At 65.0% G+C, this 14,768-nt stretch carries 11 protein-coding genes; 6 read left to right on the top strand and 5 right to left on the bottom strand.

The features are described 5' to 3' along the window. Positions 1-11 precede the first annotated feature (11 nt). Entirely contained in the window at positions 12-1,277 is a 1,266-nt protein-coding gene (gene lysA, locus PXK01_RS11460) for a diaminopimelate decarboxylase (RefSeq protein WP_274860125.1), read from the top strand. A gap of 76 nt (positions 1,278-1,353) precedes the next feature. Further along, on the top strand, positions 1,354-3,945 hold the full coding sequence (locus PXK01_RS11455; protein ID WP_274860124.1) for a TIGR02302 family protein: 2,592 nt from the start codon (positions 1,354-1,356) through the stop codon (positions 3,943-3,945). Between the two features lie 61 nt (positions 3,946-4,006). Here the strand turns inward: PXK01_RS11455 and PXK01_RS11450 are convergent, their stop codons facing one another. Next, positions 4,007-4,840, bottom strand: a complete 834-nt coding sequence (locus PXK01_RS11450) for a zinc-ribbon domain-containing protein (protein ID WP_274860123.1) — start codon at positions 4,838-4,840, stop codon at positions 4,007-4,009. Positions 4,841-5,045: 205 nt separating this feature from the next. On the opposite strand from PXK01_RS11450, the gene PXK01_RS11445 reads away from it, so the two are divergent. From PXK01_RS11445 to PXK01_RS11430, 4 genes are read left to right on the top strand one after another with little or no spacing between them, the layout of a single operon-like run. Continuing rightward, positions 5,046-5,723, top strand: a complete 678-nt coding sequence (locus PXK01_RS11445) for a cell division ATP-binding protein FtsE (protein ID WP_274849142.1) — start codon at positions 5,046-5,048, stop codon at positions 5,721-5,723. Beyond that, positions 5,720-6,631, top strand: a complete 912-nt coding sequence (locus tag PXK01_RS11440) for a cell division protein FtsX (RefSeq protein ID WP_274849128.1) — start codon at positions 5,720-5,722, stop codon at positions 6,629-6,631. Before PXK01_RS11445 ends, PXK01_RS11440 begins: the two co-directional genes overlap by 4 nt. Next, on the top strand, positions 6,628-7,377 hold the full coding sequence (locus tag PXK01_RS11435; RefSeq protein WP_274860121.1) for a lysophospholipid acyltransferase family protein: 750 nt from the start codon (positions 6,628-6,630) through the stop codon (positions 7,375-7,377). Before PXK01_RS11440 ends, PXK01_RS11435 begins: the two co-directional genes overlap by 4 nt. Then, the gene (locus PXK01_RS11430) at positions 7,355-7,960 is read left to right on the top strand and encodes a pyridoxamine 5'-phosphate oxidase family protein (protein ID WP_274860119.1); all 606 of its coding nucleotides are present in this window, start codon (positions 7,355-7,357) and stop codon (positions 7,958-7,960) included. Before PXK01_RS11435 ends, PXK01_RS11430 begins: the two co-directional genes overlap by 23 nt. A 76-nt stretch (positions 7,961-8,036) precedes the next feature. Here PXK01_RS11430 and lpdA read toward each other — a convergent pair whose 3' ends face one another. From lpdA to PXK01_RS11410, 4 genes are all read right to left on the bottom strand, one after another. After that, the gene (gene lpdA / locus PXK01_RS11425; protein ID WP_274860117.1) at positions 8,037-9,431 is read right to left on the bottom strand and encodes a dihydrolipoyl dehydrogenase; all 1,395 of its coding nucleotides are present in this window, start codon (positions 9,429-9,431) and stop codon (positions 8,037-8,039) included. Positions 9,432-9,596: 165 nt separating this feature from the next. Further along, the gene (locus PXK01_RS11420) at positions 9,597-9,986 is read right to left on the bottom strand and encodes an MAPEG family protein (RefSeq protein WP_274860115.1); all 390 of its coding nucleotides are present in this window, start codon (positions 9,984-9,986) and stop codon (positions 9,597-9,599) included. A 102-nt stretch (positions 9,987-10,088) separates the two neighbouring features. Continuing rightward, positions 10,089-11,597 (bottom strand): 2-oxoglutarate dehydrogenase complex dihydrolipoyllysine-residue succinyltransferase, encoded by a 1,509-nt coding sequence (odhB, locus tag PXK01_RS11415; protein WP_274860114.1) that lies wholly within the window; start codon positions 11,595-11,597, stop codon positions 10,089-10,091. An 11-nt stretch (positions 11,598-11,608) separates the two neighbouring features. Beyond that, positions 11,609-14,563 (bottom strand): 2-oxoglutarate dehydrogenase E1 component, encoded by a 2,955-nt coding sequence (locus tag PXK01_RS11410; protein WP_274860113.1) that lies wholly within the window; start codon positions 14,561-14,563, stop codon positions 11,609-11,611. Between the last annotated feature and the right edge of the window lie 205 nt (positions 14,564-14,768).

Raw genomic sequence — 14,768 nt, 5'->3', positions numbered from 1 at the left:
AATCGCCGGGCATGGATCATTTTCTCTATCGCGATGGCGCCCTATGTGCCGAAGATGTGCCGCTGGCCGAAATCGCCGCCACCGTTGGCACGCCTTTCTACGTCTATTCCACAGCGACGCTGCTGCGGCACTTCCGCCTGTTCGACGAGGCCCTGGAAGGCACAGACCACCTTGTCTGCTACGCGATGAAGGCGGCCAGCAACCAGGCCATCCTGAAGACGCTGGCGCAGGCGGGCGCGGGCATGGATGTGGTCAGCCAGGGCGAATACCTGCGCGCCAAGGCCGCAGGCGTGCCGGGGGATCGCATCGTCTTTTCCGGGGTTGGCAAGACGGCAGATGAAATCCGCTGCGCCCTGTCGGGCGGCATCCGCCAGTTCAACGTGGAATCCGAGCCCGAGATGGAGGTGATCAACGCCGTCGCGCTGGAGCTTGGCACCCGTGCGCCGATCACTATCCGCATCAACCCCGATGTGGATGCCAAGACCCACGCCAAGATCGCCACCGGCAAGTCGGAGAACAAGTTCGGCATCCCGATCTCTCGCGCCAGCGAGGTCTATGCCCATGCCGCCAGCCTTCCGGGGCTGGAGGTGGTCGGCATCGACGTTCACATCGGCTCGCAGCTGACCGAACTGGCGCCGTTCGAGGCCGCCTATCGGAAGGTCGCGGAACTGACCCAGACCCTGCGCGCCGAAGGCCATGACATTCGCCGTCTTGATCTGGGCGGGGGCCTGGGCATCCCCTACACCCGATCGAACGAGGCACCGCCGCTGCCGGTCGACTATGGCGCGCTTATCAAGCGCACATTGGGACATCTTGGCTGCGAGATCGAGATCGAGCCGGGCCGCCTGATCGCGGGCAATGCAGGACTGATGGTCAGCAAGGTGATCTACCTGAAATCCGGCGAGGACCGCAATTTCCTGATCCTGGACGGGGCGATGAACGACCTGATCCGCCCTGCCATGTATGAAGCCCACCATGATATCGTGCCGGTGATCGAGCCTGCGCCCGGTGTCGAAAGCCAGCCCTATGACATCGTTGGCCCGGTCTGCGAAACCGGTGACACCTTCGCCAAGCAGCGCGAGATGCCGCCCCTTCAGGCGGGGGATCTCATCGCCTTTCGCAGCGCCGGCGCCTATGGCGCGGTGATGGCGAGCGAGTATAACTCGCGCCCCCTGATCCCCGAGGTTCTGGTGCACGGGGATCAATTCGCGGTTATCCGCCCACGTCCGACCTTTGACGAAATGATAAACCGCGATACCATTCCCGAATGGCTCTGATCGCTCCTGCGGATTGCGCGCGGTTGGGGCCGTCCCGAAACCGCGCCCGCATGGGGGACCAGGAGGCATTGCCGCAATGGCCGCACATGATCTTGCACTCAAAGGCTCGGACCCGCGTCTGAAGCCACTGCGCTGGCCGCTGCGCCTGACCCGCGCCGGGCTGGTGGCAGAGCGCCTGTTGCGTGCCTTCTGGCCTGCGGCCTCGGTGCTGATGGCCACGATGGCTGCGGTGATGCTGGGGCTGCAGGACGAAATGCCGGTGGAACTGGTCTGGTCCCTCGCGGTGCTGAGCCTCTTGGGCCTTTGCCTTGCCTTGATCTGGGGCCTGCGCCAACTGTCCTTGCCCAGCCAGGCCGACGCGCTGATCCGGCTGGATGCGACCCTGCCGGGCCGCCCGGTCAGCGCGCTGCTGGATGCTCAGGCGATTGGCGCCTCCGATCCGGCCTCCATCGCGCTCTGGCAGGCGCATCAGCGGCGCATGGCACAGGCTGCCGCTGCCGCCCGCGCCCCCAAGCCGAACCTGAGGATTGCCGCGGCGGATCCTTTTGCGCTGCGCTACATGGCGCTACTGGCGCTGGTCGTCGGACTGGTCTTCGGCTCCCTCTGGCGGGTGGGCAGCCTGTCTGGCATGACGCCCGGCGCGGCATCTGCCATGAGCGGGCCAACCTGGGAGGGCTGGATTGCACCGCCGCGCTACACCGGCCTGCCGGTTCTGTACCTCAACGACCAGCCACAGGGGGGGCTGACCCTGCCCGAAGGCAGCCGGATTACCCTGCGCTTTTATGGCGAGATCGGCGCGCTGGCGCTGGATGAAACCCTTTCGGCGCGCACCGAGGAGCTGCCTCCGGCCACCGACCCTGAACAGGAATTCGATGTCGCCCAGGGCGGTCGTTTGGCGATCCAGGGGCAGGGCGGGCGCAGCTGGGAGGTGACTCTTGCGCCTGACGTGCCGCCCTCCATTTCGGTGGCAGGCAGCCCGGACATGGGGCCGGATGGGGCGCTGACCCTGCCTTTCGCGGCCGAGGATGACTATGGTATTGTTGGCGGCAAGGTGACGATCGCGCTGGACATTCTGGCGCTGGAGCGGCGCCATGGCCTGACCACGGATCCTGACCCGCGCGAGGATATCGTTCTGGACCTGCCGCTGCCGCTGACCGGCAGCCGCCAGGCCTTTACCGAAAGCCTGGTGGAGGATTTTGCCCAGCACCCCTGGGCCAACCTGCCGGTGACCTATACCTTCACCGCCCGTGATGCGGCGGCGCAGAGAGGCAGTGCGGCACCCTTTGGTGGAATGCTGACCGCAAGGCGCTTCTTCGATCCGCTGGCGGCCGCGGTCATTGAGCAGCGCCGGGATCTGTTGTGGGCGCGCAGCAATGGCGCGCGGGTGGCGCAGATCCTGCGGGCGCTGTCCCATCGCCCGGACGAGGTGTTCCGCGATGCGGGCAGCTACCTGCGCCTGCGTGGCATCCTGCGGCGGATGGAAAGCTATCTGCAGGCTGGCGGTCTGACCGCTCCGCAGCAGGCGGAAATCGCCGCCGCCCTGTGGGATCTGGCGATCGTCCTGGAAGAGGGTGATGTGGGCGATGCGCTGGACCGCATGCGCCAGGCGCAGGAGCGGCTCAGCCAGGCCATGCGCGAGGGCGCCAGCGATCAGGAGATCGCCCGCCTGATGCAGGAGCTGCGCGAGGCGACAGCGGATTACCTGCGCCAGTTGCAACGCCAGGCCGAGCAGAACGGCGAGATGATGGAGCAGGGCGAGATGCCCGAGAACATGATGCAGCTCAGCCAGGATGATCTGCAGGCGATGATGGACCGCATCCAGGAGCTGATGGAGCAGGGCCGCATGGCCGAGGCGGAACAGGCCTTGCGCGAATTCCAGCAGATGATGGAAAACATGCGCATGACCCAGGGCCAGCAGGGCCAGGGTGGCGGCAGCGAGGGGCGCGAGGCGATGGAGGGTCTTGCCGAGACCCTGCGCGAACAGCAGGGCCTGTCGGACCAGGCCTTCCGTGACCTGCAGGAACAGTTCAACTCGGACGCTCAACGCGGCGAAAGCCAGGGCAATGAGGGCCGCAATGGCGGTCAGGGCCGCGGGCAAAGCCACGAAGGTTCTGGCGGCTCCGGGCAAGCCGGTGATCCCTCTGGTCAGGGGCAGGGCGGAGCGCAGCAGGGCGAAGACGCAGAAAGCCTTGCAGACCGGCAACAGGCCTTGCGCAACGAGTTGGAGCGCCAGCAGGGCGGGCTGCCCTTTGGCGGTGAAGAAGGACGCGAGGCCCGCGAGGCGCTGGATCGCGCAGGCCGCGCCATGGAGGGCGCCGAGGAGGCCCTGCGCCAGGGTGATCTGGCCGAGGCGATCGACCAGCAGTCTGACGCCATGGAGGCCCTGCGCGAAGGCATGCGCTCCCTGGGCGAAGCCATGGCGCAGCGCCAGCAACCCGGGCAGAACCAGGGCCAGGGCGAGGCCCAGCCCAATGCCTCGGCCGGAGGTGTGGATCCCTTGGGGCGCGCCTCCGGTGTCAACGAGGGCCAGAGCGGCGCCGTGCCGGACAGGGGTACGGCCCATGGGCGCGCCTGGGAGCTGATGGAGGAAATCCGGCGCCGTTCGCAAGACCGCAGCCGCAGCGAGGACGAGCGCGGCTATCTGGAACGGCTGTTCGACCGCTTCTGATCGCGGCTTACCGTGTTCCTATAGGGGATTACTCTGGTAGGGGAATAATCTGGGGGCAGCGTTATGGCGCTTGCAGCGCCTTGACCTTTGCATCCAGCCAGAGGCGTGCCTGATCGACCCAAGTGACATAGGTGCTGAGATAGGGATCCGCCTGCGGCACGGTTTCGGCAATCTTGGCCGCATTGGTGTAGACCATCAACAGGACCAGGAACAGCAGGATCGTTAGCGAGAACCCACGGGCAAAGCCGCCCTTGCGCGGGGCGACAGGTGTTTCGGCAGCAGGCTGGGCCGCGGCGACGCCATCGCTGGCGCGCAGGGTGGAGTTGATCTCTTCGATATCCGGCAGGATGTCGCGGCGCTGGCCGCTTTCCTCGGCCGCCAGTTGACGCGGATCCTGCCCCTGCAGCCGGGCCATGCGATCCTTGGCCTGCCGCGCCCTGAGGGCGCTTTCGCTTTCGGGGAGGTCATCAAGGCCGAGATTTGGCTGGCTTTCCAGCCCCTCTGACGATGCCGCTGCAGCGCGCAGACTGGCTTCGCGCTCGGCCTCTTCGCGCAGGATATCCGACAGCGCAGGATCCAACCCCCGCTGGGTACGGGGGGCGGCAGGCTCTGCCACGGGGGCCTCTTCCGGTTCTTCGGCGTGATCTGCCTCTTCTGGATGAGGGGACGCGCTGATCTCTTCCTCGGCCTCATGCGGCGTCAGGTTACCCTCTGCATCGTCACCCGCGTCGTCGCCGACATCGTGACTGGCATCATGACTGGCGGGGGGCGCGCCTGCGCCCGGTTCAAACCAGGTGGTGCCGCAGTTGGAACATTGCACATCGCGCCCTTCTTCCGGGATAACGTCATCCGGCACTTCGTACTGGGCAGCGCAATTCGGACATGTCAGGCGCATTCAGGCTCTCCTTGGGCCCGGAGTTTTCCGGGTGCCGTTGGGCGGTATTTCCAAATGACCATAGGCAGTTCCGGGGAGTCAAGGAAGGGGCAATTGCAGCCGCGCCCATGGGGGTGGCCCGGCGGGCACGACCGTGATGGACCTTGGGCCATTGAAACTGTCGGTGCTCTGGGGCAAAACGAGCAGGCAGAACCAGGGGGCCGCCGTGATCGAGCTGGACAATGTAGGCTACAATTATGGCGGCGGTGAGCTGCTGAGCAACCTGTCGATCAAACTGGCGCCGGGGTCGTTTCATTTCCTGACCGGCCCGTCCGGGGCCGGCAAGACCACCTTGCTGAAACTCTGCTACGGCGCCTTGACCCCGACCTCGGGCCGGGTGCGGGCCTTCAACATGGATGTCAAAGGGCTGGATCGCGATCAGATGGCGCTGTTGCGGCGCCGGGTGGGGGTGGTGCATCAGGACTGCCGGTTCCTGGATCATCTGCCGGTGATCGAGAATATTGCCCTGCCGCTGATCGTCTCGGGGCGCGATCTGAGCCAGGAAGAGGCCAACCTGCGCGAGCTTCTGAACTGGGTCGGCCTTGCAGAGCGCGCTGACGCGCTGCCGCCGGAACTGTCGGGCGGTGAGCGGCAACGGGCGGCGCTGGCGCGTTCGGTGATCCTGTCGCCGGATGTGATCATCGCGGATGAGCCCACCGGCAATGTGGATTGGGAAATGTCACAACGGCTGCTGCAGCTCCTGGTGGAACTCAATCGGATGGGCAAGACCATCCTGGTGGCCACCCATGATCTGTCGCTGATCCGCGCCGCCAAGAACCAGGTGCAGGCGCGGGTGCTGAGGATCTGGGACAGGCAGCTGCATCTGGCGGGGGCGGACCTATGAGCGCGGACGGTTTTGGCGGGCGCCTGCGGGCGCTGATCATCGGCGATGCCCAGGCTGATCGGGTGGTGCCCCCCAGCGGGTTCACCGCGCAGCTGACGCTGTTTGCCGCCGGGGCGATGGCCTTTCTTGCGGTCTTTGCACTGGCGCTTTCCCTGGCTTCGGGGCGGCTGGCGGATCGCTGGGCGGATGAGCTGGCCCGCGCGGCCACCCTGCGGATCAATGCGCCCGCCGAACAGCGTGCCGCCCAGACCGAGGCGGCGCTGACGATCCTGCGGCAAACGCCGGGGGTGGCCTCGGCCCGCGCCTTCACGGCCGAGGAACAGGCAGCCCTGCTGGCGCCCTGGTTCGGCGCCACTGTGCCCTTGGATGCCTTGCCGGTGCCGCAGCTGATCGAGGTGATCGAGGATGACCCCGGCTATGATGCAACCGGTCTGCGCCTGCGCCTGCAGGCCGAGGTGCCGGGGGCGGTGCTGGACGATCACACCCGCTGGCGCGAACCCCTGGTGGATGCGGCGCACTCCCTGCGCCTGCTGGCGGTGGTGTCGATCCTGCTGATCACGGGCGCCATGGGGGCGATGATCACCCTGGCCGCCAATGCCGCCCTTGCCGCCAATGCCCAGGTGATCGAGGTGCTGCGCCTTGTCGGGGCGCAGGACAGCTATATCGCCCAGGCCTTTATCCGCCGCTTCACCCTGCGCGCACTTAGCGGCGCCCTGGTGGGCATGGTGTTTGGCATGCTGGGGGTCTGGCTGATGCCTGCCGCCTCCGAAGAGGGGGGCTTTCTGACCGGTCTCGGCTTTCAGGGCTTTGGCTGGCTCCTGCCGCTTGCCATTCCGCTGTTGGGGGCACTTGTGGCCTATGTCGCGACCCGTCGCGCTGCAAAGAAACGTCTGGGGGATCTTACGTGAAAGACGCAATTCAATGGCTGCGCTCGCTGTTCTTCGTGGGCCAGATCTACCTGATGATGCCGATCATCGGCCTTGCCTTCGCACCCTGGGCGATCTTCAGCAAGCGCGGTGCGCGGACCTGCTGCAAGACCTATTCGCGCTGGGTGTTCTGGAGTGCACGCTGGATGGTCGGCATCCGCTGCGAGGTGCGCGGCACCCCGCCAGAAGGGGAGGCGCTGATCGCGGCGAAGCACCAGTCGTTCCTGGACATCATGATGATCTTCACCGCCCTGCCCACGGCCAAGTTCATCATGAAGAAGGAGATCCTGCGCACGCCGGTGATCGGCCAATATGCCAAGCTGTTGGACTGCGTGGCGGTGGACCGGGGCAAGCGCGGTGCCGCGATCCAGAAGATGGTGGAAGAGGTCCATGCCGGGCGCCAGGAGGCTGGCCAACTGGTGATCTATTCGCAAGGCACCCGCGTCGCCCCCGGCGTCAAGGCGGAGTACAAGGTCGGTACCGGCGTTCTATACGAGCAGCTCGATCAGACCTGCGTGCCGGTGGCCACCAATGTCGGCGTGTTGTGGCCCCGCAAGGGGATCATGCGGCGTCCCGGCGTCGCCGTGGTGGAGTTCCTTGACCCGATCACGCCGGGCATGGAGCGGCAGGAATTTATGAAGATATTGGAAGAACGGGTCGAGAAACGATCCGATGCATTGATGCGCGAAGCGGGGTTTGATCCGGATGGAGTACATCGAAACAGTTGAAGATCTTGAGGCGCTTTACGGGGAACCGGGAGCGCCTTCTTTACGAAAAGTGGCGCGGCGGATGACGCCGCTTTATCGCAAGTGGATCATGGCCTCGCGCCTCTGCGTCCTCTCGACCGTCGGCCCCGAAGGCACCGACGCCAGCCCGCGCGGCGACGATGGGCCTTGCGTGCTGGAACTGGACCCCGGCACCCTCGCGCTGCCCGATTGGCGCGGCAACCAGAGGATCGATTCCCTGCGCAATGTCGTGCGGGATCCGCGGGTGTCGCTGATGTTCTTCGTGCCCGGATCGAACAACGTTGTGCGCCTCAACGGGCAGGCGCGGATCACCGCAGATGAAGCCCTGCGCGCCCGCTTTGACCGGAACGGCAAGCAGCCCGCCACGGTGCTGGTGGTGGCCATCGACGAGATCTACAGCCAATGCGCCCGCGCCCTGATGCGGGCAGGCACATGGACCGCCGGTGATCAAAGCGAAGGCTTGCCCAGTATGGGAGAGATCCTTGCCGAACAGACGGATGGCGAGGAGGGCGGCAAACCCTATGACGATGCCTGGGGGGCACGGGCGGCAAAGACCATGTGGTAGCGGAGCCGACCCTTGAGCCGATATAAAAAGGGGGCGCCGGTGAAGGCGCCCCCTTTTGCATTCGATATTCCGGCAATCAGCTGTGGATCGCGCCGTCGCCGCAGGCGAGGGCCGCTTCGCGGACCGCTTCGGAATAGGTCGGGTGCGCGTGGCAGGTCAGCGCCAGATCCTCGGCCGAGGCGCCGAATTCCATGGCGACGCAGACCTCGTGGATCAGATCGCCCGCGCCGGGGCCGATGATGGCGGCGCCCAGGATACGGTCGGTTTCCGCGTCTGCGATCAGTTTCACGAAACCTTCGCCCTGGTGCACGGCCTTGGCACGGCCGTTGCCCATGAAGTTGAACTTGCCGACCTTCAGCTTGCGGCCCTCGGCCTTGAGCGCGTCCTCGGTGGCGCCGACGGTGGCAACCTCAGGCGTGGTGTAGACGACGCCGGGAATGACGCCATAGTTCACGTGGCCATGCTTGCCCGCGATCACCTCGGCCACCGCCATGCCTTCGTCCTCGGCCTTGTGGGCCAGCATCGGGCCTTCGATCACGTCGCCGATGGCGTAGATACCTTTGACGTTGGTGGCCCAGTGCGCGTCGGTGGCGATCTGGCCGCGCTCGGTCAGTTTGACACCCAGCGCATCGAGGCCCAGCCCCTCGGCATAGGGTTTGCGGCCCGTTGCAACCAGCACCACATCGGCGTCCAGCCCCTCGGCATTGCCGCCTTTCTTGGGCTGATAGGTCACCTTCGCCTTGGTCTTGCTGGTCTCGACGCCCTGAACGGCGGCGCCCATGATGAAGTTAAGGCCTTGTTTTTCAAGGATACGCTTGAAGGTGCGCTGCACGTCCTTGTCCATGCCGGGGCAAACTGCGTCCATGTACTCGACCACGGTGACCTCGGCGCCCAGGCGGGCATAGACCGAGCCAAGCTCCAGCCCGATGACGCCGGCACCGATGACGACCATCTTTTTCGGGACCTTGGGCAGTTCCAGCGCGCCGGTGCTGTCAACCACGATACCCTTGTCGTTGTCGACCTCGACACCCGGCAGCGAGGAGGGCACCGAACCCGAGGCGATCACGATATTCTTGGCCTCATGCACATCGTCGCCGACCTTTACCTGACCGGCCGCGGGGATCGAGGCCCAGCCCTTCAGCCAGTCGATCTTGTTCTTTTTCATCAGGAATTCGACGCCGCCGGTGTTCTGGCCGATGACCTCGTCCTTGTAGGCCTTCATCTGCTTCCAGTCGACAGAGGGGCTTTTGCCCTTCAGACCCATCTTGGCAAAGTTGTGCTCTGCCTCGTGCAGGGAGTGCGTCGCGTGCAGCAGCGCCTTGGAGGGGATACAGCCCACGTTCAGGCAGGTGCCGCCAAGGGTTTCGCGCCCTTCGACGATGGCGGTCTTGAGGCCCAGCTGGGCGCAGCGGATGGCGCTGACATAGCCGCCGGGGCCTGCGCCGATGATGATCACGTCATAGGAAGCCATGGGAGGTCCTTTCGTTGAGAATGAGAGTGGGGCCGGGGTGAAAACAGGGGGCGGAAACCGGGGGGGACATCCGTACACCCCCCGTACACCCCCCGTGCACCGGGCGTACACCGCCTGTGCACGGCCCTGGCCCGTGTTCGGGGATATGAGGCAGGGCGCGGACCATCAGATCAGCGCCGCGAGCAGCATCAGAACGGTGGCAAGGAAGCCGACCGACCAGACGACCGACCGCCAGGGCGTGAGGCCAAAGGCATAGGCGGGCACATAAAGCACCCGGCTCAGCAGATAGACCCAGCCGCAGGCGGCGGTGAATTCCGTGGACTGGCCGCCAAGCGTCACCACAAGGCAGGCAATGGTGAAGAGGATCAGCCCTTCGAAGTGATTGTTCAGCGCCCGTTGCAAGCGGCCCGCTGTGCCGGTCAGTTGTACCGGCGTGTCACGCGGACCCATCGCCACCTTGGGGCCCACCTGCCGGTTGGCCGTGATGGAATAGGCGAAGAACTGCAGAACCTGCAGCAGAGCGGCGAGTGTGAGGGCGGTGAGTTCAGCGGTCATTATTGGCCTCTTTCATTGCCCGGCAACGCCGGGCAGCGCCCGACCCTCCCCCCGGGAGGGCGCTTTCGCACCCACCCAGGGTCGGGCGCTGCCCTATGTTTCTTACAGATCCATCAGCAGACGGCGGGGATCTTCCAGCGCTTCCTTGACGCGCACCAGGAAGGTCACGGCGCCTTTGCCGTCGACGATGCGGTGGTCATAGCTGAGCGCCAGATACATCATCGGGCGGATCACCACCTCACCGTTGATGGCCATCGGGCGGTCCTGGATCTTGTGCATGCCAAGGATACCCGACTGCGGCGGGTTCAGGATGGGCGAGGACATCAAGGAGCCATAGACACCGCCGTTGGAGATGGTGAAGGTGCCGCCCTGCATCTCTGCCATCGACAGCTTGCCGTCACGGGCGCGCTTGCCCTTCTCGGCGATCGCCTTTTCGATCTCGGCAAAGGACATCGAATCCGCATCGCGGATGACCGGAACCACAAGGCCGGTCGGCGTGCCGGCGGCAACGCCCATATGCACGAAGTTCTTGTAGACGATGTCGGTGCCGTCGATCTCGGCGTTCACTTCAGGCACTTCCTTCAGCGCGTGGCAGCAGGCCTTGGTGAAGAAGGACATGAAGCCCAGACGCACGCCGTGCTTCTTCTCGAACTGGTCCTTGTACTCCTTGCGCAGGGCCATCACCTCGGTCATGTCCACCTCGTTGTAGGTGGTCAGCATGGCGGCGGTGTTCTGGCTGTCTTTCAGGCGCTTGGCGATGGTCTGGCGCAGGCGGGTCATCTTGACCCGCTCTTCGCGGGCGGCATCGTCGGCTGCGACCGGCGCGCGCGGGGCGGCGGGGGCAGGGGCCGGTGCGGGCGCAGCAGCGGCTGCGGCCACGGCGCGGGCGACGTCATCCTTCATGATGCGGCCATCGCGGCCGGTTCCTTCAACGTTCGCGGCAGAGATCCCGGCTTCGGCCATCGCCTTTTCCGCCGATGGCGCATTGGCGACGTCCTTGGCCGCGGCGGCAGGTGCCGCAGCAGCAGCGGGCGCAGCAGCCGGGGCCGCCGCCACCGCTGCCCCGGAGCCCGAGATCACGCCGAGTTTCGCCGAGGCATCAACCGTGGTGCCTTCGGGCGCGGTGATTTCAGCCAGAACGCCAGCCACGGGCGCGGGCACTTCGACGGAGACCTTGTCGGTTTCCAGCTCACACAGCATCTCGTCCTGTGCGACTGTGTCGCCGACCTTCTTGAACCAGGTGGAGACGGTGGCCTCAGACACGGATTCGCCAAGGGTGGGCACCATCACGTCGGTGGCGCCGCCTGCATCACCTGCGGGCGCAGCCGCGGCAGCGGGTGCGGCAGGCGCCGGGGACGCTGCGGCTGCGGCGCCGGCCTCGGTGATTGTGGCGAGGAGCGCATCGACGCCCACGGTATCGCCTTCGCTGGCGACGATTTCGCCTAGGGTGCCGGCGGCGGGGGCGGGGACTTCGACGGTAACCTTGTCGGTCTCCAGCTCGCAGAGCATTTCATCCACGGCAACCGCATCGCCAGGCTTCTTGAACCAGGTGGCCACGGTGGCTTCGGTGACGGATTCACCCAGGGTGGGTACGCGCACTTCAGTGGTCATGTGTCTCTTCCTCAGATGCTCAGCGCTTCATTCACAAGCGCGGCTTGTTGGGCTTTGTGTTGGCTGGCCAGGCCCGTCGCGGGCGAAGCCGATGTGGCGCGGCCGACATATGTGGGCCGGGTGTGCTTGGCCTTGATGCGGGTCAGCACCCATTCGATATTGGGTTCGATGAAGGTCCAGGCGCCCTGGTTCTTGGGCTCTTCCTGGCACCAGACGACCTCGGCATCCTTGAAGCGTTCGAGCTCCTTCACGAGGCTGATCGCCGGGAAGGGGTAATACTGTTCGATCCGCATCAGGTAGATGTCGTCGATGCCACGGGCGTCGCGCTCTTCCAGGAGGTCATAGTAGACCTTGCCCGAGCACAGCACGACGCGCTTGATCTTGTCATCGGCGACCAGCTTGGTGTCCGAATTGCCCTGCTGCGCATCATCCCACAGCACCCGGTGGAAGCTCGATCCGGTGGTGAATTCCTCGGCCTTGCTGATCGCCAGCTTGTGGCGCAGCAGGGATTTCGGGGTCACCAGGATCAGCGGCTTGCGGAAGGTGCGGTGCAGCTGACGGCGCAGGATGTGGAAGTAGTTCGCGGGCGTGGTGCAGTTGGCAACGATCCAGTTGTCCTGGCCGCACATCTGCAGGAAGCGTTCCAGACGCGCCGAGGAGTGCTCGGGGCCCTGGCCTTCGAAACCGTGTGGCAGCAGGCAGACCAGGCCGGACATCCGCAGCCATTTGCTTTCGCCCGAGGAAATGAACTGGTCGAACATGATCTGCGCGCCATTGGCGAAGTCGCCGAACTGGGCTTCCCAGAGCGTCAGCGCATTGGGTTCCGCCAGCGAATAGCCATATTCAAAACCCAGAACCGCGTATTCCGACAGGGCGGAGTCGATGACTTCATACTGCGACTGGCCCGCGCGGATGTTGTTGAGCGGGTAATAGCGTTCCTCGGTTTCCTGGTTCACGATGCCGGAATGGCGCTGCGAGAAGGTGCCGCGGGTACTGTCCTGGCCAGCCAGACGCACCGGGAAGCCCTCGGTCAGAAGCGAGCCATAGGCCAGCGCTTCACCGGTGGCCCAGTCGATGCCGCTGCCGGTTTCGAACATCTTGGCGCGGGTATCGAGGAACCGGCCGATGGTCTTATGCACCGGGAAGCCCTCGGGCAGGCGGGTCAGGGCCGCGCCGACCTCGTCAAAGGTTTCCTGGGCGATGGCGGTCTTGCCGCGCTGGTACTTGTTTTCTTTCTGGCGATCGAGGTGCGACCAGCGCCCGTCCAGCCAGTCGGCCTTGTTGGGTTTGTAGTCCTTGCCGGCCTCGAATTCCTCGTTCAGCTTGGCCTGGAAGGCGGCCTTCATGTCCTCGATCTCGCCCTCTGGGATCAGACCGTCCTTGACCAGACGCTCGGTATAGAGGCTGAGCGTGGTCTTGTGGCCCTTGATGCTCTTGTACATCAAGGGGTTGGTGAACATGGGCTCGTCGCCCTCGTTGTGACCGAAGCGGCGGTAGCAGAACATGTCGATGACCACGTCCTTGCCGAACTTCTGGCGGAACTCGGTCGCCACCTTGGCCGCGTGCACCACCGCCTCGGGGTCGTCACCGTTGACGTGGAAGATCGGCGCCTCGACCACTAGCGCGTTGTCGGTGGGATAGGGCGAGGAGCGCGAGAAATGCGGTGCGGTGGTGAAGCCGATCTGGTTGTTCACCACGATATGGATGGTGCCGCCGGTCTTGTGACCGCGCAGACCCGACAGGGCGAAACATTCCGCCACCACACCCTGACCGGCAAAGGCCGCATCGCCGTGCAACAGGATCGGCATCACCTTGGTGCGGGAGGGGTCGTTCTTCTGGTCCTGCTTGGCGCGGACCTTGCCCAGCACAACCGGGTTCACCGCCTCCAGGTGCGAGGGGTTGGCGGTCAGGCTGAGGTGCACCTCGTTGCCGTCGAATTCGCGGTCGGAAGAGGCACCGAGGTGATATTTCACATCGCCCGATCCATCCACGTCCTCGGGCTTGAAGCTGCCGCCCTGGAATTCGTTGAAGATGGCGCGATAGGGTTTCTGCATCACGTTGGCCAGAACCGACAGGCGGCCCCGGTGCGGCATGCCGATGACGATTTCCTCGACACCCAGATTGCCGCCGCGCTTGATGATCTGCTCCATCGCCGGGATCAGGCTTTCGCCGCCATCAAGGCCGAAGCGCTTGGTGCCCATGTATTTGACGTGCAGGAACTTTTCGAAGCCCTCGGCCTCGACCATCTTGTTCAGGATCGCCTTGCGGCCCTCGCGGGTGAAGGTGATTTCCTTGTCATAGCCCTCGATCCGCTCTTTCAGCCAGCTGGCCTGTTCGGGGTCGGAGATATGCATGTATTGCAGCGCAAAGGTGCCGCAGTAGGTCCGCTTCACGATGTCCACGATCTGGCGCATGGTGGCGACCTGAAGCCCCAGCACGTTGTCGATGAAGATCGGGCGGTCCATGTCGGCTTCCATGAAGCCATAGCTCTTGGGATCCAGCTCGGGGTGAGGCTCATCGGCGCGCATCCCCAGCGGGTCCAGATCAGCGGCCAGATGGCCCCGGATCCGGTAGGCGCGGATCAGCATCAGGGCACGGACCGAGTCCAGAACCGCGCGCTGGATCTGCTCGTCCGAGACCTCGACACCGGCCTTGGCGGCCTTTTCGGCGATCTTCTTGCCTGCGGCCTTGGTTTCCACGGGGGCCGGCCATTCGCCGGTCAGCGCGGCGGTCAGATCGTCATTCGGCGCAGGCGGCCAGTCGCCCCGCGCCCAGGAAGGGCCCTGGGCCTCTGCTTTCACGTCAAGCTCGGCATCGCCCATTTGGCGGAAGAACTCGGCCCAGGCGGCATCCACCGCGCTGGGGTCATTGGCATACTGGGCATAAAGCTGCTCAAGATACTCCGCATTGTGTCCCTGCATGAAGGAGGACGCATGGAAGAGATCGTTGGGGCTTTGTTCGGTCATTTGGGTGCCTCTTGTGGGTTCGGACCGTGTACGTCGTGACCTTTGGTCATTCGGGGCAGACTGGCGCTTGGAGGTTTCCGAAAGGTGAAACCGGAAGGGGACTCTGCTGCAAAAACTGCCCAAGGGGCCGCCTTTGCAACACAGTCCGGGTGAAACGGCCGGGTGAGGGGGCCGGGAAAACGGGAGGTGTTCAAATCCTGGATGG

The organism is Phaeobacter sp. PT47_59, from assembly GCF_028890025.1.
Lineage (GTDB): Bacteria > Pseudomonadota > Alphaproteobacteria > Rhodobacterales > Rhodobacteraceae > Phycobacter.
The sequence above is the reverse complement of the archived record's forward strand: the minus strand, read 5'-3'. Positions and strand labels throughout refer to the sequence as shown.

Coding starts and splice junctions, on each gene's coding strand:
- lysA (WP_274860125.1), top strand. CDS start 12: ATGGATCATTTTCTCTATCGCGATGGCGCCCTATGTGCCGAAGATGTG.
- PXK01_RS11455 (WP_274860124.1), top strand. CDS start 1,354: ATGGCCGCACATGATCTTGCACTCAAAGGCTCGGACCCGCGTCTGAAG.
- PXK01_RS11450 (WP_274860123.1), bottom strand. CDS start 4,840: ATGCGCCTGACATGTCCGAATTGCGCTGCCCAGTACGAAGTGCCGGAT.
- PXK01_RS11440 (WP_274849128.1), top strand. CDS start 5,720: ATGAGCGCGGACGGTTTTGGCGGGCGCCTGCGGGCGCTGATCATCGGC.
- PXK01_RS11430 (WP_274860119.1), top strand. CDS start 7,355: ATGGAGTACATCGAAACAGTTGAAGATCTTGAGGCGCTTTACGGGGAA.
- lpdA (WP_274860117.1), bottom strand. CDS start 9,431: ATGGCTTCCTATGACGTGATCATCATCGGCGCAGGCCCCGGCGGCTAT.
- PXK01_RS11420 (WP_274860115.1), bottom strand. CDS start 9,986: ATGACCGCTGAACTCACCGCCCTCACACTCGCCGCTCTGCTGCAGGTT.
- odhB (WP_274860114.1), bottom strand. CDS start 11,597: ATGACCACTGAAGTGCGCGTACCCACCCTGGGTGAATCCGTCACCGAA.
- PXK01_RS11410 (WP_274860113.1), bottom strand. CDS start 14,563: ATGACCGAACAAAGCCCCAACGATCTCTTCCATGCGTCCTCCTTCATG.